Source organism: Streptomyces sp. YJ-C3 (assembly GCF_053891275.1).
Genome location: NZ_CM132685.1, coordinates 720,208 through 741,434, shown reverse-complemented (window position 1 = coordinate 741,434; position 21,227 = coordinate 720,208). Strand labels below are relative to the sequence as shown.

Here is a 21,227-nt window from a genome sequence, read left to right as displayed (position 1 = left end):
CGTGTACGTGGATCAGTGGAGGGGGTGCGGCGGGGCGGCGGCTCAGCCGTCCGCCCGGTCGGCCTTGTCGACGCCGTCCCAGACGTTCGAGTACCAGGGGCGGTCGGCCTCGCCCTGCTCGGCGCGGCTCGACTCGGTGGAGCGCGGATCGGGCACCACGTACCCGGTCTCGCCCGGCATCACCATGTGCAGCCGTTCGCGGATGCGCTGCTCGGCGTACGTGTCGTCCTGCCAGCGGGCCTTCTCGTCACGCAGCCTGTCGACCCGGTCCCTGGCCTCCTGCTGCTGGCGCTGCAGGTCCGCGATCTCGCCGCGCTGGGAGACGTACTGCCTTATCGGGTACGCGAGCGCGACCACGAGGGTGCAGACGACGAGGGCGAGCAGGGCCGCGCGGCCGGTGAGGCGGGAGCGGCGGGCCTGGCGCTTGTTCTGCGAGCGGTAGACGCGCTCCGCGGTCTGCTCGCCGAGCAGGCGCAGGCGGGTGGCCGTGGAGAAGCGGGCGGCGTCGTCGCGGCCCCTGCTTCGGAGCTTTCCCGGCATCGCCTCTGGGCCTCCCCGTCTGCCTGCGGCACCTGGCGGCACCCGTCTACGTGCGTACGTCCCCGCACACGGTACGGGACCGAGTGCGGGGACGTACGGAACTACTGCCTCAGCAGGCGTCGGGGCCGGTCAGCCCTTGAAGCGGGGAAATGCGCTGCGACCGGCGTAGACCGCCGCGTCGTCCAGGATCTCCTCGATGCGAAGGAGCTGGTTGTACTTGGCGACACGCTCGGAGCGGGCCGGGGCGCCGGTCTTGATCTGGCCGCAGTTGGTGGCGACGGCCAGGTCGGCGATGGTGACGTCCTCGGTCTCGCCGGAGCGGTGCGACATCATGCACTTGAAGCCGTTGCGCTGGGCCAGCTCGACGGCGTCCAGGGTCTCGGTCAGCGAGCCGATCTGGTTGACCTTGACGAGGAGGGCGTTCGCCGAGTTCTCCTCGATGCCGCGGGCCAGGCGCTCCGGGTTGGTGACGAAGAGGTCGTCGCCGACGAGCTGGACCTTGTCGCCCAGCTTCTCGGTGATGACGTTCCAGCCGGCCCAGTCGTCCTCGTACAGCGGGTCCTCGATGGAGACGAGCGGGTACGCGGAGACGAGCTCCTCGTAGTACTCGGTCATCTCGGCCGCCGAGCGCTCCTTGCCCTCGAACTGGTACTTGCCGTCCTTGTAGAACTCGGAGGCGGCGACGTCCAGCGCGAGCGCGACCTGCTGGCCGGGGATGTAGCCGGCCTCCTTGATGGCCTCGAGGATGAGGTCGAGGGCGGCGCGGTTCGACTCCAGGTTCGGGGCGAAGCCGCCCTCGTCGCCGAGGCCGGTGGACAGGCCCTTGGCCTTCAGGACCTTCTTGAGGGTGTGGTAGACCTCGGTGCCCCAGCGCAGCGCCTCGGAGAAGGACTCCGCGCCGATCGGGGCGATCATGAACTCCTGGATGTCGACGTTGGAGTCGGCGTGCGACCCACCGTTCAGGATGTTCATCATCGGGACGGGCAGCAGGTGCGCGTTCGGACCGCCGAGGTAGCGGAAGAGCGGCAGGTCGCTGGCCTCGGAGGCGGCGTGGGCCACGGCGAGCGAGACGCCGAGGATGGCGTTGGCGCCGAGGGAGCCCTTGTTGTCCGTGGCGTCCAGGTCGAACATCGCCTGGTCGATCAGGCGCTGCTCGGTGGCGTCGTAGCCGACGAGCTCCGGGCCGATCTGCTCGATGACGGCGAGGACGGCCTTCTCGACACCCTTGCCCTGGTAACGGTTGGGGTCACCGTCACGGAGTTCGATGGCCTCGAAGGCACCGGTGGAGGCACCGGACGGAACGGCAGCACGACCCGTGCTGCCGTCGTCGAGGCCGACCTCGACCTCGACCGTGGGGTTGCCTCGGGAGTCCAGGATTTCCCGGGCTACGACGACGTCGATGGACGGCACGAGCATCTCCTTCTGGGATGTGACGCAACTGGGCGGGCTGCCTCGGTAACGCATTCCCGCACCCATGAGCCTAACCGGCTCCGGGGCATCGGCCAGCCGACCGCCCGTCTCGTGGACAACGCCGTTAGCGAAATGTTCCCAACTGGAACAAAACGGGGTGGTGGCGTGCGGGTGACGGAATCCCGTCCGCCGTGTCCGGGCCGAGCGCCGGGTGCGGGCCGCGGGCAGCCGCGACGGTGCCGCAGTCGGCGGACAGCAAGGCGCCCCACCCCGGATGCCGGGATGGGGCGCCGATGCGAGCGGCCCGTTACATGGGGACGGGTCGAAAGAGCTCGGCGTCCGCCGATGCCGAGGCTCCCCTCTATACGTGCGGCTTACTTCAGGTGCAGCTGCTGACCCGGGTAGATCAGGTCGGCGTCGGTGACGATGTCCTTGTTGAGCTTGAACACCTTCTGCCAGGTGGTGCCGTGCGCCTCGGCGATCTTGCTGAGGGTGTCGCCGTGCTTCACCTTGTACTCGCCGTCGCCCTTCTTGACCTTCTTGCCGGTCGGGGTCGTGACGGTCTTCTTCGACTCCTGCTGCTGCGGCGCCTGGCGCTGCTCGGAGCGGGTGGTCGTGGAGGACTCGGAGCGCTGCTGCGGCTGAGCCTGCTGCTGCTTCGGCTGCTCGGGAGCCGGGGCGGAGTTCGAGGTGGAGGCGCCGGACAGGCCCACACCACAGCTCGGCCAGGCACCCTTGCCCTGCGCGGCGAGGACCTTCTCGGCGACCGATATCTGCTGGGCCTTGGAGGCCTGGTCGGCGGAGGAGGCGTAGGCGGTGCCGCCGTACGCGGCCCAGGTCGAGGACGAGAACTGGAGGCCGCCGTAGTAGCCGTTGCCCGTGTTGATGGACCAGTTGCCACCGGACTCGCACTGCGCGACCTGGTCCCACTCGGAGGTGGAGGCGGCGGAGGCGGAGGTGGCGCCCATCAGCGGGACGGCGACAGCGGCACCGGCGACGCCGGCGAGCGTGGCGACACGGACGGCCTTGGACGGGCGGCGGTGCTTGCCCTTGCTGGAAAGCAGCATGGAGAGATCCCCTCACCGACGCCTACGAGGTGAGCTGTCGGGTTCGGGCCAGTGAGTGCCCGGCCGCGCATCCTTGTGCGCGGCTTAACCCCAAGCCGTCTCGGTCTCCCTGAACGGCACTTACCTGGGTCCCCCGCTCCTGCCTACGGCGCTGACGCGTCGACTGTTCCCGTACGGACGTTGGCAGGATTCGGCGTGACGTCCGTCGGGGCCCGCAGTGGCGAGCGGTGACGACGTTAAGCAGTGGATCCGCCCGATTTCAAAGACGATCAGGGTCTTTGAGACTCATGTCTCACTCGCGCAAAAGTGGACATACGCGCCCCAACCAGCCCTGAACTCCCGCTACTTTTCGCCCGATTCGAGGCCAAGATCCAGACTCTGACCAGGAAGGATGAGGTCGGGGTCGGAGCCGACCGTCTTCTTGTTCAGGTCGTAGAGCGCATCCCACCCGCCGTCGACGTCATGGGCGTCGGCGATGTCCCACAGGTTGTCGCCGGAGCGGACCGTGTACGTCCCTTCGTCGCGCCGCTCCTCGCGGGAGGCGTGACGGCCTTCTCCCGTACGGGAGTCGGAGGTGTCGTCCGTGGCGCGGTCGCCGCGGTGACGGCCGCCGGCGGAGGCGTCGTCCGAGGCCGGGGCGGACGGGGTGGCCGCGTCCGAGGGCTCCTGATCGGCCGCCGAGCCGGAGGCGTCGGCGCTGGGGTCGGTGCCGGAATCGTCGGCGGACTGCCCCGACTTGTCCGACTTGTCGCTTGCCGTGTCGCTCGGGTCGTCGCTCGACGTGTTACCGGAGGTATCGCCCGTCGCGTCGGCTGACGGGGTGTCCGATGTGCCGGACCCGTCGTGATTCTTGTCTCCCGAATCCGTGGCGGAGTCGTCGGCGGAGTCCGAGGAGCCGTCCGAGGAGTCGTCCGACGGGGAGGCGCTCGCGCCCGGGTCGACATCGGCCGAGTCGTCGCTCTTGGTGAGACCGGCCACGATCGAGCAGCTCGGCCAGGCGCTCGGCCCGCGGTCGTCGAGCGCTTTCTCGGCGACGGCTATCTGCTGGGATCTGCTGGCCTCGTCGGCGCGCGCGGCGTAGTCGAGACCGCCGTACTGCTCCCACATCTCCTGCGAGAACTGCAGTCCGCCGTAGTACCCGTTGCCCGCGTCCAGGCTCCACTGGCCGCCGGACTCGCACTCGGCGAGCTTGTCCCACGTGCTGGTGGAGGCGGCGCTCGCGTTGGTCGCGGCGAGCAGCGGGATCGCGATGGCGCTGCCGGTGACACCGGCGGCGACAACGAGAGCGGGTGCCTGACGGGGGCGACGGTGACGACCGTTCCCGGAGAGCATGCGGTTCCCTTTCGCGAGACTGATGCTGCTGCACGCGACGGGTGATGCGGGAGTGCAGGATGTGCACGTGTCGCGATGACTGGTGAACGTAGCGGGACTCGAACGCTTGTCACAAGTCGATGCAGCGCAGATCACGTGAAAGTCACAGATGTGACGGCTCGTCAGTTCTGGTGGGGCGTGAACTCCACCGGCAGCGTGCGCAGTCCACGCATGATGAGACCGCCGCGCCACCGCAGATCGGCCGGATCCTGGGCAAGTCGCAGGTCCGGAAGGCGCGTCAGCAAGGTGGCGAGCGCGGTCTGTCCCTCCAGGCGCGCGAGGGGGGCGCCGAGGCAGTAGTGGATGCCGTGGCCGTAGCCGAGGTGCTGGTTGTCGCGGCGCGCGAGGTCGAGGGTGTCGGGTGCGGCGAAGCGCGCCGGGTCGCGGTCGGCGGCGGCGAGCACGACGAGGACCGGGTCCCCGGTGGCGATGTCCTGGCCGCCGATGGTGAGGGGTTCGGTCGCGAACCGCCAGGTCGCCAGCTCGACCGGGCCGTCGAAGCGCAGCAGTTCCTCGACGCCGGTCGCCAGCAGCCCGGTGTCGCCCTCGGCCAGCGCCCGCTGCAGCCGCGCGCGCTGCTCAGGGTGGGTGAGCAGGGCGTACGTGCCGTTCCCGATGAGGTTGACCGTCGTCTCGAAGCCGGCGAAGAGCAGGATGAAGGCCATCGCCGCGGCCTCGTTCTCGGTGAGGTGCTCGCCGTGGTCGGAGGCGCGGATCAGGCCGGAGATCAGATCGTCGCCGGGGTCGTGGCGCTTGCGGTGGATCAGCTCGGCGAGATAGCCGCGCATCTTCTTCACGGAACGGGCGACGCCGCCGCGCGGCCCTCCCCCGTGCCGGATCATCATGCCCGCCCAGTCCCGGAAGTCGTCCTGGTCCTCGCGCGGAACGCCCAGCAGGTCGCAGATGGCGTAGATGGGGAGCGGGAAGGCGAAGTCGTGGATCAGGTCCGCCTCGCCCTTCGCCGCGAACCGGTCGATCAGGTCGTCGGTCAACTCCTGCACCCGGGGCGCGAATTCGGCCACCGTACGCGGGGTGAACGCCTTCGAGACGAGGCGGCGCAGCCGGGTGTGGTCCGGCGGGTCGATGTTGAGCAGGTGCGTCATCAGATCGGCCTTGCGCTCGCCCGGGATGCCGGTCTTGCCCTTGGCGTGCGACGACCCGTCGTGATGGTCCGGGTTCTTGCTGAGCCGCTGGTCGGCGAGGGCCTGCCGGGCATCCGCGTACCGGGTGACCAGCCAGGCCTCGACGCCGCTGGGCAGGGTGGTGCGGTGCACGGGGGCGTGCTCGCGCAGCCAGGCGTAGGCGGGGTACGGGTCGCTCGCGAACTCCCAGGTGAAGAGTTCGGGCATCGCGGCGGGTGCGTCGTGCGGGGCGGGTGCGTCGTGCGGGGCGGGGCTTTCGGTCACTCCCCGACGGTATCCGCCCCGCCAGGGGCGCTGCGCCGGCTACCCCGCCAGGCCCTCGGCCGCCCGCACCGCGTCCCGGTACACCCGGGCCACTGCCCTGAGCGCCGCCTCCGGGTCCACCCCGTCCGCCTCCGCCCGCAGGGCGAGCGCCAGCAGTTCGTACCCCACACCGGATCCCGTCGGCACCGGTACGTCGAGCCCCGCCGTGCGCACGCGCGAGCCGAGCTTCGCGGCCAGGGCCAGGCCGGGCTGGCCGACCGGGACGCCGTCCGTGACCGAGGCCCGCTGCTTCTCCTCGGCCTTCGTGCGCAGCCAGTGCTCCTTGACCTCCTCCGGCGTGGACGCGGTGTCGTCGCCGAAGACGTGCGGGTGGCGGTGGATGAGCTTGGTGACGATGCCGCCCGCCACGTCGTCGATCGAGAACGGCGCGGTGTCCTCGTCGGCCTCGCCGGCCTCGCCGGCCGACTCCTCGGCGATGCGTGCGTGGAAGACGACCTGGAGGAGCACGTCGCCGAGCTCCTCGCGCAGTTCGTCCCTGTTCCCCGTCTCGATGGCCTCCACCAGCTCGTACGCCTCCTCGATCGCGTACTTCGCCAGGTCCTCGTGCGTGCGCAGCGAGGACCAGGGGCACTCGCGGCGGATGCGGTCCATGACCTGGACGAGGTCGAGGAGGCGGGCGCCCGGCAGGTCGTACGAGCCGGGGAGCAGTTCGAGGGACGGCATCTGCTCGCGGCCCGAGCCGGCCAGCGTCGCGAGGCCGTCCGTGAGCCGGCGGTCGCCCTCGGCGGTGGCCAGGACGACGACGGTGCGGCCGCCGTCGGCGCAGCGGTCGACGAGATCGCGGGCCGTGAGCGGCGCCGCCGCGACGGTGACCTCGACCCCCGCCTCCTCGAGGTAGGGGAGCTGGGGGTGCGCGGCGTCGGCGCACAGCACCGCGTCGGCGCCGCGCAGGGCCGCCCACGCCTGCCAGGACAGCAGTCCGGGGGCGACCCGGTGGCTGGTGGTGAGCAGGACGATGCGGCCTGCCGCGCCGGTGGTGTCGCTGGTGGTGCCGTGCACCTCTCGATCCTTCACCACTCGAACGTAACGCAGGCCGCGACCGTCCCCCTCCCCTAGGCCGTCTGCTGGGTCTCGGCGGGCTCCTTGGTGATCTGCTTGAGCCAGGGCGTCTCGGCCTCCACGAGGCGGCTGGTGGGGGTCACCTTCCAGGCGCCGTAGCGCGGGTTCAGATCGACGCGCAGCTCCTTGGACGCCGCGCCGAGGGCCTTCCAGAACACGGCCTGGCCCTCCTGCGTCTGCGTGTCGGCGCCGAGCGCGGTCGCCAGCTTCTGCGCCTCGATCTCGGTGCGCAGGCTCTCCGTCAGCCGCTTCGGCGGCACGCTGTACCGCGCCAGCCAGGCGGTCTCCAACTGCTTGGCGCCGCCCGCCTGTTGTTCCAGGCCGGCCCGCATGTCCTGCATCTCCTTGCGGGTGACGGTGATGCCCTGGTCGGTGGCGGCGCGGTGCAGCACCCGGTCGAAGACCATCGTGTGCAGCGTGTTGCGCGTGAGGCCGCCGGTCTTGGCGATGGCCTGCTCGTACTCGCTGTCGGTGGTGACGGCCTGCTGGGCGTCCCGCACCTCGTTCACCCGGCTCTCCAGCTGGGAGACCGTGATGCGCTGGCCGCCCACGACGGCGGCGGCGCCGGGGTGCGCGTCGCCACCGCAGGCGGTGAGAGCGGGGACCGCGGCGATGGCGGCGGCGGACAGGACGAGCGCGGTACGGCGACGGCTGCTGTTGCGGCGGTGCAAGGTGAGCCTCCCTGCGGCGAGTTTGTGCGTCGGTGCACAAAGTCCGATGATCGATGGTAGGAGGTGGCCGCAGGCTCGGCCACCTATTCGACAACGATTCGCCGCGAGTTGAGGTACTCGCTCCGCCCCGCCCGGGTCAGCCGACGAGGGCGACCGGGGCGTCCCAGGCGTTGCGGTCCACGGTGATCGTGTAACCGCCGCGCGTCTCCTTGCTGTTGACCATGTACTGGTGGGCGCGGCTGTGGTCCGTGTAGAGGGACTTCGGCCAGGGCCAGTCGGAGGTCGTCGTGTTGACCTTGTCCCACTTGGCGTACCAGAGGTTGCCCGGCAGGTCGGTGCGGTCCTTCTCGGTGGCGATCGCCGCGGCGCTGGAGCTGCTGAAGCCGTAGTAGCCCGCGCGGTACGTCTTGGCGCGCAGCGCCTTGTCGAAGGCGCGTACGTAGGTGAGCACGGCCTTGTTGCAGGACGCGTTCTTGATGTCGTACGGCTCCATGTCCAGGTAGAGCGCGCTGCCCGCCTTCATGCCGAGCGCGGAGGCCTTGGCCACGGCGTCCTTGCCGTCGGCCGCGCCGAGGGACGCGGCGTTCGACGTCGTCATCTTCTCGTTGCGGGTGCCGGTCTGGCAGGGCGGCTGGGCGCCTACGTAGAGGGGGATCAGCTTCCAGCCCTGGGAGTTGACCGAGGTCACCCAGGACCTGGTCAGGTTGGGCTGCGCGCAGCCGCGGTTCTTGCCGCCTATGTAGACGGCGGCGGCTCCGTAGAAGCCGGTGTGCCAGGCCTTCATCGCGGCGACGGACGGCGCGGTGCAGGTGTCGAAGGCGCGGCCGGTGAACGTCTTCTGCGCGGGCCACGTCGTCGCCGCGGAGGCGCTGGTCGCGGCGAACGCGGCCCCCGCCGCGACGACGGCGCCCGCGACGCCCCACGCGACGTAGCGGTTGCGCTTGGAGAGCCGGTGACTGCCGGATCCCGCTCTGGACATGCTGTTCCCCACCCCTGTTGCTCGGACTGTTGCGTCGGTTCTTGCTGCGGCTGTTGCGTCGGTTCTTGCTGCGGCTGTTGCCTCGACCGGGCCGGCCGGTGCGGACGGCCCGGTGCTGAACGTCGTGTCAGTGCTGCGCCGCGGAGACCGCGTCGGAGATCTTCGCCGCCAGCTTCCCGGCCGTGGCGGCCCCGTTGTCCTTTCCGTCCGTCGACATGACGCTGATCACGGACGGGCCCACGCGGACGGCGATCAGCGTGGTGCCGTTCTCCCATGTGGGGTCGGTGAGGGTGAGGGTGTACGCGGCGTCGCCGAGGGCGGCCGTCGCGGTGCCGGTGACCTTCACCGTCGACTTCGTGTCGGCGTCCCGGTACGTCGGGCAGGCCTCGGCCGCCTTGCGCAGGTGCGTGAGCACGGTCCGGGCGCCGGTGCCGCGGAAGGTGTCGATCTGCTGGGCGATGTCCGTGGTCGTCGCGCTGTTCACGTAGTCGTTCTGCGCGAAGGAGACGCCCTCGTCGCCGGTGATCGCGAGCCAGCTGGTGCCGCCGAACTTCGTGCAGTCGGGCTTGGCGAGGGCGGCCGGGTCGCTGCTCGGCTCCTGGTAGTCGGTGCCGGTGTCGCGGGCGCCGGACGGATCGACGGCGTAGCCGGCGCCGAAGAACGACGCGGGCGCCAGCGCCTTCTTCAACCGGGCCCCGGTGAGCGGTGCGGGGCTCTTGGCGGCGGCCGACGCGGTGGCGCCGCCGGACGAACCGGCCGTGCCGGACCCGTCGGACCTGTCGGAGGAGGAGCAGGCCGTGAGCGCGAGCGGGAGGGCGGCGGCCACGGCGAGCAGGCCCGCGGCACGGGTGGTGAGGCGCATGAGGGGACGTTCCTTGATCGGCGTACGTGAAGTCGCTGCAGACCCTGATGGGGGGAAGGGCAGGGCACGGGCACGCCGGTGGGGGAAGCGCACAGCAAGCGAGCTGATCTTGCCTGGTCACGGCGGTGCGGGCCAGCCAGGAAGCGGGTTTTGGGCGGGCGTTGACCCGATCTTTGCCGGTCGGGCGCGGGGTCAGCCGCGGACCTGGCCGAGCCACTGGAGCGTGCGGCGGACCTCCGCCGGGAACGGATGCCCGGGCCCGTGCAGCCGCTCGGAGTCGTGCAGCAGCCGGACCAGGGTCTCGTGGGCGGCGCCCCGGTCTCCGACGGCGAGCAGCAACTGGCCGATGCGGCGGCGCACTTCGAGGGCGAGCCGCAGGTCCGTGGTCGCGTACTGGTTCTCGTAGTACGGCAGCAGGGAGCGGTACTCGGCGAGTGCCGCGGCCGGTTCGCCGAGGGCTTCCAGGCACTGGGCGGACTCGTAGCGGAACTGGAGCGACTGCGGGTCGGCGTGGCCGGCCTCGGCGGCGCGCTCGTCGGCGAGGCGGCGCAGCTCGGGCAGGGCGCGGCGGTACTGGCCGTCGTCCATGAGCGTGGCCGCGTACTGCTTGCGCAGCGTGCGCACGACGGGTGAGTGCTCGCCGTGCTGGGCGGCCGCGGCGGGCAGGATCGCGCCGAGGATGTCGACGGCCTGCGTGATGCGGCCCTCGCCGAGCAGGCGCTTGACCTCGTCGACGGCGCGCGCGACGTCCGGGCGCTCGCCCTGCAGGTCGGACCCGGCGGGCTGCGGCGCGGGCGTGCGGGCCCGGTCGGGCCAGGGGGCGTGCGGGCGCAGGAACGGGCGGGTGGGGTCCAGCGGATGGCCGGTGGGCACGCCGCGCGCGGGCAGCAGCGGGAGCAGTTCCTCGTACGTCTGCTGGGCGGAGGCCGGGCGGTGCTGCGGGTCCTTGGCGAGCAGGCGCAGGACGAGGTGCTGCAGCGCCTCCGGTACCTCGGGGCGCAGCTGACGCACCGGCACCGGCGCCTCGTACAGGTGGCGGTGGAGGATGCCGAGGGCGGTGGTGCCGGCGAACGGGACGTCGCCGCTGAGCAGTTCGTGCAGCAGCACGCCGAGCGCGTACAGGTCGGTGTACGGGCCGACCGCGCCGCCCATGGCCTGCTCGGGTGCCATGTAGGCGGGCGTGCCGATGGGCGAACCGGTGTGGGTGAGGCGCGTGGTGTCGGTGTCGAGGACGGAGGCGACGCCGAGGTCGAGGACGGTGACGGTGCCGTCCTTCTTGACCATGACGTTGCGCGGCTTGAGGTCCCGGTGCACGATCGGCACCGCGTGCACGGCGGAGAGCACGGCGCACAGCTGGGCGGCGACCGAGACGGCCCACGGCCACGGGTACGGGTCGTGCTCGGCGAGGTGGTCGGCGAGGTCGGAGCCGTCGATGTACTGCATGACGAGGTACAGCTCGTCCCCGTCGCTGCCCGCGTCGTGCACGGTGACCAGGCCGGGGTGGTCGACCTGTGCGGTGACCCGGCACTCGCGCAGGAAGCGGCGGCGCAGCTCGTCGGCCTCGGCTCCGGCGACGCGGTCGGGGCGCAGCAGTTTCACGGCGACGCGGCGGTCCAGGCGCTGGTCGTAGGCCGTCCAGACCTGGCCCATGCCGCCCTGGCCGATGAGTGTGGACAGTTCGTACCGCTCGGCGACGATGCGGCCGACGCTCGCCGCGCGGGAGGGCTGTGCGGTCACCGGCCGCCGTCCTGCTTGCGCAGGTAGTCGCTCAGTTCGTCCAGCTCGGCGCGGACCTGGTCGATGCGCTGCGGGGGCTGGCCCTGGTTCTGGTTCTGCGCAGCGGGCGGCGGGGTGGGCGTGGGTGCCGGGCCCGGGGCCTGGGTCGGTGCGGTGGGCGCCTGCTGCGCGTAGGGCCGGGGCTGCACCGGCGGGTATCCGTAGCCGACCGTGGGGGCCGTCGGCGGGTAGGGGGCCGGGGCCACGGGCGCCGGCCGCGGTCGGCGTATGTCGAACACGAGGAAGTGCGCGGCGCTGGCCGCGGCGATGATCAGGACCAGGGCGAGCGCCACGTCCGTGCGGTGGTCGTCCTCAGGGAGCGAACCCACGATGGCGAGCAGGGTGAGGGTGACGGGCAGCGCGATCCACGCGGCCACCCAGTCCAGTGGCTTGCCGCGCAGCACGGCGACCCGGAACAGCGGGACGCACGCCAGCAGACCGCAACTGAGCACGGACAGCGCGGGGAACAGCACCCTCAGGGTGATGACCGTGCCCTCATTGCGCGAGGGCGGCGCCGCGCCGGGCCCGTACATGTCTGCTCCTGGTCGCTCGGACTGTGTGGGACGTACGACGGTGCCGTCCTGGTTCCTTCGAGCGTATAGGCCGATTCGGGCCACGGGCATCGGTTGTGCCGAACCGTTGCCGTAGCGATTCCGGGGCCGCGGGCTCCGGTTCTCATTCCGGCGCGACGGTGCCGTCCGTCAGACCGTCGTGAAGTCCCTGGACGAGCTGCTCTCCGAGTCGGCCGGCCAGTCGCAGCGCGTCCTCGAAGGCGGCCAGCGACCTGAACCGCGCGCCGTATCCGGCCTGTTCGGCCAGGGGCAGGCGCGGCAGCTGGAGGCGCCGCACGTCGAGCCGGGTCGCGGTGGAGGCGTAGCTGCTGGCCTGCCGGTTGTTGGCGGTGCCGCGCAGGAACCCGGCGAGGAACCAGGGGTCGAGCGCGGCCGGGTCGGGCCGCAGCAGGGCGAGGCCCCGGCCGAGGGCGGCGCCCGCGGTGGCCTCGTCGACGACGCGGGCGGTGGCGCCGCCGCCGACGACCGGCACGACGACGTCCCCGGCCGCCAGGAGGACGGGTTCGTCGTCTCCGGTGTAGGTGCCGGAGGGCGCGGTGCCGGTGAGCACGTCGTGGTCGGTGAGCGCGGGCACGCGCGCGTGCCCGCCGACGCCGCCGGCCGTGGCGGCGGTGCGCAGGGTGAGGGCGCCCGCGCGCGCGAGTTCGCCGACCGTGGTCTGCGGCCAGCGTGCGGGGGACGCGGCCGCGGGCGCGTCCTTCGGGGCGAGCTTCGTGGTCAGGCGCAGGGTGTCGGCGAGCCGCTCGCGCACGGCGGTCAGCTCGCCGGCGCCGCCCGCGGCGACCGGGGGCGGCAGCCGGCGGGCGGGCGCGAGGTCGACCTCGTCGTCGAGCAGCTCGATGACCGGCACGGAGCGGGCGAGCCCGGGGCGCTCCGCCAGCGAACCGGCGCGGTCGAAGGTGCGCCAGGCGTCGAGCACGGCCTCCTGCACGGCGGCCCAGGCCTGCTTCTCCCGTACGTCGCCGGACGCGGTGCCCGTGGTGTCGACGAGCAGCAGCTCGGGTGCCGCGGGGACGGCGGCGGCCGGCCGGCGCAGGACCCACAGGTGCAGCGGGATGTTGTTCGGCGGGACGGCTCCCGCGGGCAGGGCGATCACCGCGCGCAGGGCGCCGCGGCGCAGCAGGTCGGCGCGGATGCGGCGGCCCGAGCGGCGGGAGGCGACGGCGGGCGGCATCAGGAGCACGGCGGTCCCGCCGTCCTTGAGGCGGGCCAACGCGTGCTGCACCCAGGCCAGTTCGGACTCGGTGCGGGCCGGGAAGCCGTACTCCCAGCGCGGGTCGTAGGCCAGCTCGTCGTGGCCCCAGCCGCGCTCGTTGAACGGCGGGTGGGCGAGGACCACGTCGGCCCGTACGTCGCCGAGGGTGTCGCCGCGCAGGGTGTCGGCGGCGGCGGTGCGGACGGCGGGCGCGGAGCTCTGCTCGTCCTGCCCGTCGAGGGCCAGGCGCAGCGCGGTCAGTGCGGCGAGCTCGGCGGCGGCGTCCTGGCCGTAGAGGCGCTGTCCGGGGCGGACGTCGAGGGCGCGCACGGCGTGCAGCAGGGCGCCGGTGCCGCAGGCCGGGTCGAGCGCCGTGCCGGCGGGTCCGGCGAGCGCGGCCATCAGTTCCGCGGGGCCCGACGGGGTCAGCGTGTACTGGCGCGGGTTCGCGTCGAGCTGGCGGCCGAGGAGGAACGTGAAGGTGCCGCGCGCGCCCAGCTCGGCGGCGAGGTCGGCGGCCGCGCGCAGCAGCGGCACGGACGGCAGCAGGTCGGTGGACGCCGGGGTGGCGAGGGCTCGCTCGGTGGCGTGTCCGAAGCGCGGGGTGAGGACGCCTTCGAGTGCGGCGGGCAGCCGCTCGGCGAGGGCGTGGTCGTCGTCGGTCGCGGTGAGCGCGAGCCATTCGGTGGGCCGGTCGTGCACGAGCAGCAGGGCGCTCCCGGCGTGCAGCAGCGCGGTGACCGGGCCCGCCGGGTGCCCGGCGAGCTGCTGCCACACGCGCTCGCGCAGCGGGACCTCGGCGAGCTTGCCCTGGGCGCGCAGCCAGTCCTCGACCTCGGCGAGGGCGAAGGAGGGGCTGGTCTCGGTGCCGCCGACGGGCTTGGGGAAGTCGGCGTGCCGCCGCCGCCAGTTGCTGACCGCGGCCCGGCCCACCCCGGCGAGCCGGGCGATCCCGGCCGCCGTCACCTCTGTCGCGTTGTCCTGCACCGCGTCGGCTCCCCTCGTGGCATTGGTGTGTACGCCCGACCTTAGCGACTTCCGCATAAGAACCCGGTTCACAAGTGTGCAGACGTTGTTTCGCGTGAACGCGGTTGACTCGGTTCACACAACATGGTCTGCTTAACCCAGCCAACCGCCGGATACACGGAAAGCCGGGGGGAGGTTGGCGTCTCTCATCACGGAGGAATCCATGTCCCAGACCCAGCAGCACCCCCAGTACCCGCCGTTCCAGCCGCCGCAGCAACCGCAGCAGCAGATCGCGCGCAACGGTCTGGGGACTGCGGCGCTGATCCTCGGCATCATCGGCGCCCTGTCCGGTCTGATACCGATCATGTTCTGGCTGGCCGGCGTCCTCGGCGTGGTCGCCCTGATCCTGGGGCTGACGGGCCGCGGCCGCGCCAAGCGGGGCGAGGCCACGAACAAGGGCGTGGCGCTGGCGGGCGTGATCCTCGCGGTACTGTCCCTCGGCCTCGCGACCTTCGGCGCGTACACCACGTTCAAGGCCGTCGGCGACGCGGTGGACGAGATCAACAAGTCGGTGTCGGACACGAAGGCCAAGGACACCAAGACGTCCGGCGACGCGAAGGACAAGGGGACGTCCGACAGCGGCACGGGCGAGAAGAGCGACGAGAAGCCGGACGCCGGCAAGGCGCTCGAAGCGGGCGACTCCGTGGTCTACGACGACGACCTGACGGTGACGGTGTCCAACGCGGTGGCGTACAGCCCGAGCGAGTTCGCGGCGGGCCACACCAAGGGCAACCACGCGTACAAGGTCACCGTCACGGTCACCAACGACAGCAAGGAGAAGTTCGACTCGACCCTGCTCACCGCCGACGCCCGCGCCGGCAAGGACGGGGTCGACGCCGAGCAGGTCTTCGACGAGAAGGTCGGCACCGGTTTCGACGGCACGATCCTGCCGGGCAAGAAGGCCACGGTCGTCTACGCCTTCGACACCCCGGCCGCCGCCAAGAACCTGACGGTCGAGGTCACGCCGAGCTTCGAGTACGACGCCACGCAGTGGGACCTGAAGCTGTAACCGTCCCGAGGGGGGTCATCGGATGCGGCACGCGCTCACAGCGCGTGCCGCATCCACACGTTCGCCTCGACGTACACGGCGTGGTCGCTCTCCGGCTCGCAGCGCACCGGCGCCAGCGCGCCGGGCACCTGCACCGGCCCGGCGGTGTCGAAGGGGAGCTCGGTCCACGCCCGCCACTGCTCCAGCGAGCCGGACACGGTCATCGAGGCCGGCGCGACCTTGTCGATGACGGCGCCCGCGCGGGCGTGCACCCGCAGCCACGGGTCGCTCGGCAGTCCGTCCGACTCCCGTACGCGGTAGGCGTATTCGCTCATCGGCACGTTCGGCTCCAGGTGCTTGGCGCTGGGCCGCACGGGGGCGACGACCTCGCGGAAGCCGCGGCCGCGCGCGTTGTCCCGCATCGCCGCGAGCATCATCCCGGACAGGCCCTTGCCCTGCATCGCCGGGACGATGGTGATCTCGATCGCGCTGACGGTGTCCGGGGCGATCCCGGCTCGCCGGTCGGCGAACGACCACTGCAGCACCTGGTCCCAGCCCCGGTCCGGCAGCTGCCCGCGCCCCTCGGCGTGCAGGGCGAACGGCACGCTGAAGCCCCGGGCCACCACGTCCCCTTCGGCATCGGTGGCGACGAGCACGTACTCGGGCAGCTCGTCGCGGATGCGGGGCATCAGCAGCACGGCGACCGGGTCCTGCACGGCGAAGAGCGGCCAGGTGTCCGGCATGCCCCACATCGCCTCGGCCAGTTCGGGCCGCTCGGCGAGCGTGGTGATGGTCAGGTCGGGGGCGGGCGGTGCGTTCATGGAGTCATCGTGCATGGAAACGGGACGGCGCCGCAGTCGGATTTCCGCCGGTGGGCAGCTTCTGGTCCGGGCAGGTGCCGAGCACCTTCTTCATGGCGTCGCGCTCGGCGGCCGTCACCCACACCTCGTACTTCTTCTTCACCGCGACCTGCCCGGCGACGTAGGTGCACCGGTAGCCCTTGTTGGGCGGCAGCCAGGTGGCCGTGTCGCCGTCCCCCTTGCTGCGGTTGGGGGTGGCGTCGACGGCGAGCAGGTTCAGCGGGTCGTTGGCGAACGCGATGCGCTTGCTCGGCTCCCACCGGAAGGCGCCCTTCTGCCAGGCGTCGGACAGGGCGACCAGATGGTCGATGTCCACCTTGCTGCGCCCGCGGGTGAAGGTGATGTCCTTGCCGCCGTACGGGTCCGGGGTGAGCGAGCCGGCGGTGACCTTGCAGTCCCCGTCCGAGAAGCGGACGGACTTCAGGTCCCGCTTGAGGATGTCGTCGCGGGTGTCGCAGCCGTTGGAGTCGGTGTCGGCCCAGGCGCTGCCGAACCGTTCCCTCGCATAACCGGTCTTGGGCGCGCGGCCCTTGACGGTCAGCCCGTCGACGGCGGCCAGCGCGCTGCCCGACTTGCCCTGCGGCTCGGGCCCCGCCTCACCGCCCGCCTTGTCCGTCTCGGCCTTGCATCCGGTGACGGCCACGGCGGCCATCAGCACGACGGCCGCTCCCCGCCCAGCGCCTCGCAGCACGGAGCTACCTCCCCTTTTGTTCGATTTCGACCCCGCTCACCGTACCTGAGACAAGATCACACCTTGCCGATCCCCAGGGTCGTCACCGACGGCAGCAGCCCCGATCCCAGCACAGTTACCCACAACGGGCCGAGCAACGCGGCGAGTTCGGCGGTCACCTCGGAGCCGACGGCGCGCCAGGGGCGCGCCGCGAGCGCGTCCGTGCGGGACTCGACCTCCGCGCGCAGGGCGCGTCCGGCCTCGGTGGCCGCCCCCTTCTCGTCCAACAGGCCGCGCCCGGCGAGCCGTTGGCGTGCCGCGTGCCAGTCCTCGTCGGCCCAGCCACGGCCGGCGAAGGTCTCGGTGGGGGCGGCGCCGATCGCCGCGAAGGAGACGAGCGCCTCGGCCGGGTCGAGTTCCGCGGTGAGCAGCGCGGCGAGGTGCCCGTCGCCGCGGTGCTCGCGCAGCACGGTCGCCGCCTGCCACAGGACGAGGTGCGGGGCGTCGGGCCAGGGCAGTTCGGCGTTCGCGGCGGCGAGCGGGCGGCCCTCGGTGTTCACGGCCTCGGCGGCGCGCCGGGCGAGCGCGGCGGCCCGCATCACCTCGGGGGTGTCGAGCACGTCGCCGAAGAGCGCCCGGTAGGCCCGGTCGATGCCGCGCAGCCGCCCGGCCAGGACGTCCTCGGGCGAGGCCACCTTCCAGGCGCCCGGGACGTGCTCGGCGACCCTGTCCGGGCTGAAGCTGTAGAACGCGGACGTGACGCGCCGGGCGCCGGGCGCGCCCAGCGGGGCGGACCGCCAGGCGAAGTAGCTCGGCCACCGCTCCCCCACCTCGTAGCCGAGCGCGGCGGCCTCCTCGAAGACCTCGGGCGCGTAGTAGAGCACGGCGTGCAGCGGTTCCAGCAGGTGCCACATCTGGCGGACCCTGGCGTCGGACATGGTGGTGCCCCTCCCCTGTCGGCGTGCTCGGAATGGCCGGTCAGAGGATCCCCGTACGGACACCATGAACGCCACCGGAACGCACAAGCCCCTGCGGCGATCGAGGAGCGGGGTCCGGGGCAGAGCCCCGTGACCTCGGCCCCTCGCCGCTTCAGCTCACTACGACCCCAAACTCGCTACGACCCCAGGATCGACGCCAGGAACTCGCCGACCCAGGCCAGCAGTTCCCGCCCGACCAACGGCTTGCCGCCCACCTTCGCCGTCTTCGGGCGCGGGACCAGGATCTGGTGCGTGGCCGCCTTGATCACCGTGCCGGGGTAGAGCCGCTTGAGCCGCAGTTCCTGCGACTCCCTCAACTCCACCGGGGCGAAGCGGATGTTGGTGCCCTGGAGCACGATCTCGCCCACCCCGCACGCCCGCGACAGCATGCGCAGACCCGCGACGAGCAGCAGGTTCTCGACCGGCTCGGGCAGCTTGCCGTAGCGGTCGACGAGTTCCTCGCGGACCTGCTTGACGTCCTCCTCGGTGTTCGCGGAGGCGATGGCGCGGTAGGCCTGGAGCCGGAGCCGCTCGCCGGGCGCGTAGTCGTGCGGGACGTGCGCGTCGACCGGCAGCTCGATCTTGACCTCCAGCGGCGGCTCCTCCTCGACGCCGCCTTCGAGCGAGGCGCGGTAGTCCGCCACCGCCTCGCCGACCATGCGGACGTAGAGGTCGAAGCCGACGCCCGCGATGTGACCCGACTGTTCGCCGCCGAGCAGGTTGCCCGCGCCGCGGATCTCCAGGTCCTTCATCGCGACGTACATGCCCGCGCCCATCTCCGTGTGCTGGGCGATCGTCGCGAGGCGCTCGTGCGCCGTCTCCGTGAGCGGCTTCTCCGGCGGGTACAGGAAGTAGGCGTAGCCGCGCTCGCGGCCACGGCCGACGCGGCCGCGCAGCTGGTGGAGCTGGCTCAGGCCGAAGTTGTCGCCGCGCTCCACGATCAGCGTGTTCGCGTTCGAGATGTCGATGCCGGACTCGACGATCGTCGTCGAGACGAGCACGTCGAACTTCTTCTCCCAGAAGTCCACCACGACCTGCTCCAGGGCCTGTTCGGACATCTGGCCGTGGGCCGTCGCGATGCGCGCCTCCGGGACGATGTCGCGGAGCCTGGCCGCCGCCCGGTCGATGGACTCGACGCGGTTGTGGATGTAGAAGACCTGGCCCTCGCGCAGCAGTTCGCGGCGGACGGCCGCGCCGATCTGCTTCTCCTCGTACGGGCCGACGAAGGTGAGCACCGGGTGGCGCTCCTCGGGCGGCGTGGTGATCGTCGACATCTCGCGGATGCCGGTGACCGCCATTTCGAGCGTACGGGGGATGGGGGTCGCGGACATGGTGAGCACGTCGACGTTGGCCCGCAGCTTCTTCAGCTGCTCCTTGTGCTCGACGCCGAACCGCTGCTCCTCGTCGACGATGACGAGGCCGAGGTCCTTGAACTTGGTCTCGGAGGAGAAGAGCCGGTGCGTGCCGATGACGATGTCGACGGAGCCGTCGCGCAGCCCCTCCAGGGTCGCCTTGGACTCCGTCTCCGTCTGGAAGCGGCTCAACGCCTTCACGCTGACCGGGAATTGGGAGTACCGCTCGGAGAACGTGCCGAAGTGCTGCTGCACGAGGAGCGTCGTCGGGACGAGGACGGCGACCTGCTTGCCGTCCTGGACCGCCTTGAACGCGGCGCGCACCGCGATCTCGGTCTTGCCGTAGCCCACGTCACCACAGATGAGGCGGTCCATCGGGACCGTCTTCTCCATGTCGTCCTTGACCTCGGCGATGGTGGTCAGCTGGTCGGGCGTCTCCGCGTACGGGAACGCGTCCTCCAGCTCCCGCTGCCAGGGGGTGTCCGGGCCGAACGCGTGGCCCGGCGCCGCCATGCGCGCCGAGTACAGCTTGATCAGGTCGGCGGCGATCTCCTTGACCGCCTTCTTGGCGCGCGCCTTCGTCTTGGTCCAGTCGGCGCCGCCGAGCCGGTGCAGCGTCGGGGCCTCGCCGCCGACGTACTTGGTGATCTGCTCCAGCTGGTCCGTGGGGATGTAGAGCCGGTCGCCGGGCTGGCCGCGCTTGGCGGGCGCGTACTCGACGACGAGGTACTCGCGGGTCGCGCCCTGGACCGTGCGCTGCACCATCTCGATGTAGCGGCCGACACCGTGCTGCTCGTGCACGATGTAGTCGCCCGATTCGAGGGTGAGCGGGTCGATGGTCTTGCGGCGCCGGGCGGGCATCCGCTGCCCGTCCTTGCCGGCGGTCCGCTGGCCCGTCAGGTCGGTCTCGGTGAGGACGGCGACCTTCAGCTCGGGGTGGACGAAGCCGACTTCGAGGCTGCCGCAGGCCACCTGCACCACGGCCGGGGCCAGTTCGGCGAGGTCCTTGTCGAGGCGGGCCGCGATGCCCTCGCCGCCGAGTACCTCGACGGTGCGGCTCGCGGGGCCGTGCCCCTCGGTGACGTAGACGGTGCGCCAGCCGTCCTGCAGCCAGCCCTTGGTGTCGGCCAGCGCCTTGGCGGTGTCGCCGCGGTACGTCTCGGGGGCGTGCATGCCGAGCTGGAGCGTGTCCGTGTCCGAGCCGGCGGCGTCCGCCGCGAACGGCGACACCGACCACCACATCATCCCGAGCTCGCGCGCCCGGTCCCGGACGTCCGCGATGGACCAGAGCGAGGCGGCGCCCACGTCGATGGGGGCGTCACCGCCGGTCGCCGACGCCGCCCAGGACGCCTGGAGGAACTCCTGGGAGGTGGCGACGAGGTCGGCGGCCCGGGTGCGCACCCGCTCGGGGTCGCAGACCACGGCCATGGACCCGGCGGGCAGCACGTCGAGGAGCAGTTCCATGTCGTCGACGAGGACGGGCGCGAGGGACTCCATGCCCTCGACCGCGATCCCTTCGGCGATCTTGCCGAGGAGCTCGCCCAGCTCGGGGTGCTGCTCGGCGAGCTCGGCCGCTCTCGCGCGTACGTCGTCGGTGAGCAGCAGCTCCCGGCAGGGCGGCGCCCACAGTCCGTGCTCGGCGATCTCCAGGGACCGCTGGTCGGCGACCTTGAAGTAGCGGATCTCCTCGACGTCGTCGCCCCAGAACTCGACGCGCAGCGGGTGTTCCTCGGTCGGCGGGAAGACGTCCAGGATGCCGCCGCGGACGGCGAACTCGCCGCGCTTCTCGACCAGTTCGACCCGGGCGTACGCGGCCGCGGCCAGCGCCTCGACGGTCTCGCCCAGATCGGCGCTCTGCCCGCTGCGCAGCGCGACCGGCTCCAGGTCACCGAGCCCCTTGACCTGCGGCTGCAGCACCGAGCGCACAGGCGCGACGACGACCGACACCGGGCCGGTCTCGGGGTCGTCGGGGCGCGGGTGCGCGAGGCGGCGCAGTACGGCGAGGCGGCGGCCCACGGTGTCCGAGCGCGGGGAGAGCCGCTCGTGCGGCAGCGTCTCCCACGACGGGTACTCGACGACGCCGTCCGGCGGCAGCAGCGAGCGCAGCGCCGCGGCCAGGTCCTCGGCCTCGCGTCCGGTGGCGGTGACCGCCAGCACGGGACGCTTCGCCTCGCGGGCGAGGGCGGCCACGGTGAAGGGGCGGGACGCGGGCGGGCCCACCAGGTCGATGTGCATCCGGTTGCCGTCGCCGGCGGCTTTCACCGCTTCGGTGAGGGCCGCGTCCTTGACGACGGCGTCGAGCAGTCCGTACAGACTCATGGGGGCCTTGGCCTTCCCGGTCCAGGGGGGTGGGCAACGCAAACGGCCCGGCACGTCTCACGGGCCG

At 72.1% G+C, this 21,227-nt stretch carries 17 protein-coding genes and 1 riboswitch; of the genes, 1 reads left to right on the top strand and 16 read right to left on the bottom strand.

All coding sequences use genetic code 11. From position 1 onward, the window contains the following. Positions 1-42 precede the first annotated feature (42 nt). The 12 genes from ACVHNB_RS03300 to ACVHNB_RS03245 all read right to left on the bottom strand — a co-directional run bounded on the left by ACVHNB_RS03300 (position 43) and on the right by ACVHNB_RS03245 (position 13,955). Positions 43-540 carry an FtsB family cell division protein gene (locus ACVHNB_RS03300; RefSeq protein WP_428952932.1) on the bottom strand — a complete coding sequence of 166 codons (498 nt, stop codon included), beginning with the start codon at positions 538-540 and terminating at the stop codon, positions 43-45. 129 nt (positions 541-669) lie between these two features. Next, positions 670-1,956: a phosphopyruvate hydratase gene (gene eno / locus ACVHNB_RS03295; protein ID WP_164559084.1), complete on the bottom strand. Its 1,287-nt coding sequence runs from the start codon at positions 1,954-1,956 to the stop codon at positions 670-672. Between the two features lie 368 nt (positions 1,957-2,324). Next, positions 2,325-3,017, bottom strand: coding sequence for a transglycosylase family protein (locus tag ACVHNB_RS03290; protein WP_428952933.1), 693 nt, complete (start codon positions 3,015-3,017; stop codon positions 2,325-2,327). A gap of 4 nt (positions 3,018-3,021) precedes the next feature. Further along, positions 3,022-3,178: riboswitch (cyclic di-AMP (ydaO/yuaA leader) on the bottom strand. Positions 3,179-3,359: 181 nt separating this feature from the next. Next, positions 3,360-4,349, bottom strand: coding sequence for a transglycosylase family protein (locus ACVHNB_RS03285; RefSeq protein WP_428952934.1), 990 nt, complete (start codon positions 4,347-4,349; stop codon positions 3,360-3,362). Positions 4,350-4,510: 161 nt separating this feature from the next. Continuing rightward, entirely contained in the window at positions 4,511-5,737 is a 1,227-nt protein-coding gene (locus tag ACVHNB_RS03280; protein ID WP_428957583.1) for a cytochrome P450 family protein, read from the bottom strand. A gap of 96 nt (positions 5,738-5,833) precedes the next feature. Beyond that, positions 5,834-6,868 (bottom strand): nucleoside triphosphate pyrophosphohydrolase, encoded by a 1,035-nt coding sequence (locus tag ACVHNB_RS03275; RefSeq protein ID WP_456227379.1) that lies wholly within the window; start codon positions 6,866-6,868, stop codon positions 5,834-5,836. A gap of 38 nt (positions 6,869-6,906) precedes the next feature. Beyond that, entirely contained in the window at positions 6,907-7,584 is a 678-nt protein-coding gene (locus tag ACVHNB_RS03270) for a SurA N-terminal domain-containing protein (RefSeq protein ID WP_428952936.1), read from the bottom strand. Positions 7,585-7,720: 136 nt separating this feature from the next. Further along, on the bottom strand, positions 7,721-8,563 hold the full coding sequence (locus ACVHNB_RS03265) for a glycoside hydrolase domain-containing protein (RefSeq protein WP_456227378.1): 843 nt from the start codon (positions 8,561-8,563) through the stop codon (positions 7,721-7,723). Between the two features lie 127 nt (positions 8,564-8,690). Further along, positions 8,691-9,425, bottom strand: coding sequence for a hypothetical protein (locus ACVHNB_RS03260; RefSeq protein WP_456227377.1), 735 nt, complete (start codon positions 9,423-9,425; stop codon positions 8,691-8,693). 192 nt (positions 9,426-9,617) lie between these two features. Further along, positions 9,618-11,075 carry a protein kinase domain-containing protein gene (locus ACVHNB_RS03255; RefSeq protein ID WP_456228831.1) on the bottom strand — a complete coding sequence of 486 codons (1,458 nt, stop codon included), beginning with the start codon at positions 11,073-11,075 and terminating at the stop codon, positions 9,618-9,620. Positions 11,076-11,158: 83 nt separating this feature from the next. Next, complete coding sequence (locus ACVHNB_RS03250) at positions 11,159-11,734, bottom strand: hypothetical protein (RefSeq protein ID WP_428952940.1); 576 nt, start codon at positions 11,732-11,734, stop codon at positions 11,159-11,161. A gap of 142 nt (positions 11,735-11,876) precedes the next feature. Continuing rightward, positions 11,877-13,955, bottom strand: coding sequence for an N-6 DNA methylase (locus tag ACVHNB_RS03245; RefSeq protein ID WP_456227376.1), 2,079 nt, complete (start codon positions 13,953-13,955; stop codon positions 11,877-11,879). A gap of 202 nt (positions 13,956-14,157) precedes the next feature. Here ACVHNB_RS03245 and ACVHNB_RS03240 point away from each other — a divergent pair, with 202 nt between their 5' ends. Beyond that, positions 14,158-15,003, top strand: coding sequence for a DUF4190 domain-containing protein (locus ACVHNB_RS03240; protein ID WP_456227375.1), 846 nt, complete (start codon positions 14,158-14,160; stop codon positions 15,001-15,003). 35 nt (positions 15,004-15,038) lie between these two features. On the opposite strand, the gene ACVHNB_RS03235 is transcribed toward ACVHNB_RS03240, so the two are convergent. From ACVHNB_RS03235 to mfd, 4 genes are all read right to left on the bottom strand, one after another. Next, the gene (locus tag ACVHNB_RS03235) at positions 15,039-15,803 is read right to left on the bottom strand and encodes an N-acetyltransferase (RefSeq protein WP_428952943.1); all 765 of its coding nucleotides are present in this window, start codon (positions 15,801-15,803) and stop codon (positions 15,039-15,041) included. Between the two features lie 4 nt (positions 15,804-15,807). Next, entirely contained in the window at positions 15,808-16,494 is a 687-nt protein-coding gene (locus tag ACVHNB_RS03230) for an HNH endonuclease family protein (protein WP_428957584.1), read from the bottom strand. Positions 16,495-16,589: 95 nt separating this feature from the next. After that, positions 16,590-17,450 (bottom strand): SCO6745 family protein, encoded by an 861-nt coding sequence (locus ACVHNB_RS03225; RefSeq protein ID WP_456227374.1) that lies wholly within the window; start codon positions 17,448-17,450, stop codon positions 16,590-16,592. 176 nt (positions 17,451-17,626) lie between these two features. After that, complete coding sequence (gene mfd, locus ACVHNB_RS03220) at positions 17,627-21,160, bottom strand: transcription-repair coupling factor (protein WP_456227373.1); 3,534 nt, start codon at positions 21,158-21,160, stop codon at positions 17,627-17,629. Between the last annotated feature and the right edge of the window lie 67 nt (positions 21,161-21,227).

Coding starts and splice junctions, on each gene's coding strand:
- ACVHNB_RS03230 (WP_428957584.1), bottom strand. CDS start 16,494: ATGGCCGCCGTGGCCGTCACCGGATGCAAGGCCGAGACGGACAAGGCG.
- ACVHNB_RS03255 (WP_456228831.1), bottom strand. CDS start 11,075: ATGGGCCAGGTCTGGACGGCCTACGACCAGCGCCTGGACCGCCGCGTC.
- ACVHNB_RS03240 (WP_456227375.1), top strand. CDS start 14,158: ATGTCCCAGACCCAGCAGCACCCCCAGTACCCGCCGTTCCAGCCGCCG.
- eno (WP_164559084.1), bottom strand. CDS start 1,956: ATGCTCGTGCCGTCCATCGACGTCGTCGTAGCCCGGGAAATCCTGGAC.
- ACVHNB_RS03300 (WP_428952932.1), bottom strand. CDS start 540: ATGCCGGGAAAGCTCCGAAGCAGGGGCCGCGACGACGCCGCCCGCTTC.
- ACVHNB_RS03235 (WP_428952943.1), bottom strand. CDS start 15,803: ATGAACGCACCGCCCGCCCCCGACCTGACCATCACCACGCTCGCCGAG.
- ACVHNB_RS03280 (WP_428957583.1), bottom strand. CDS start 5,737: ATGCCCGAACTCTTCACCTGGGAGTTCGCGAGCGACCCGTACCCCGCC.
- ACVHNB_RS03260 (WP_456227377.1), bottom strand. CDS start 9,425: ATGCGCCTCACCACCCGTGCCGCGGGCCTGCTCGCCGTGGCCGCCGCC.
- mfd (WP_456227373.1), bottom strand. CDS start 21,160: ATGAGTCTGTACGGACTGCTCGACGCCGTCGTCAAGGACGCGGCCCTC.
- ACVHNB_RS03250 (WP_428952940.1), bottom strand. CDS start 11,734: ATGTACGGGCCCGGCGCGGCGCCGCCCTCGCGCAATGAGGGCACGGTC.
- ACVHNB_RS03285 (WP_428952934.1), bottom strand. CDS start 4,349: ATGCTCTCCGGGAACGGTCGTCACCGTCGCCCCCGTCAGGCACCCGCT.
- ACVHNB_RS03225 (WP_456227374.1), bottom strand. CDS start 17,450: ATGTCCGACGCCAGGGTCCGCCAGATGTGGCACCTGCTGGAACCGCTG.
- ACVHNB_RS03290 (WP_428952933.1), bottom strand. CDS start 3,017: ATGCTGCTTTCCAGCAAGGGCAAGCACCGCCGCCCGTCCAAGGCCGTC.
- ACVHNB_RS03265 (WP_456227378.1), bottom strand. CDS start 8,563: ATGTCCAGAGCGGGATCCGGCAGTCACCGGCTCTCCAAGCGCAACCGC.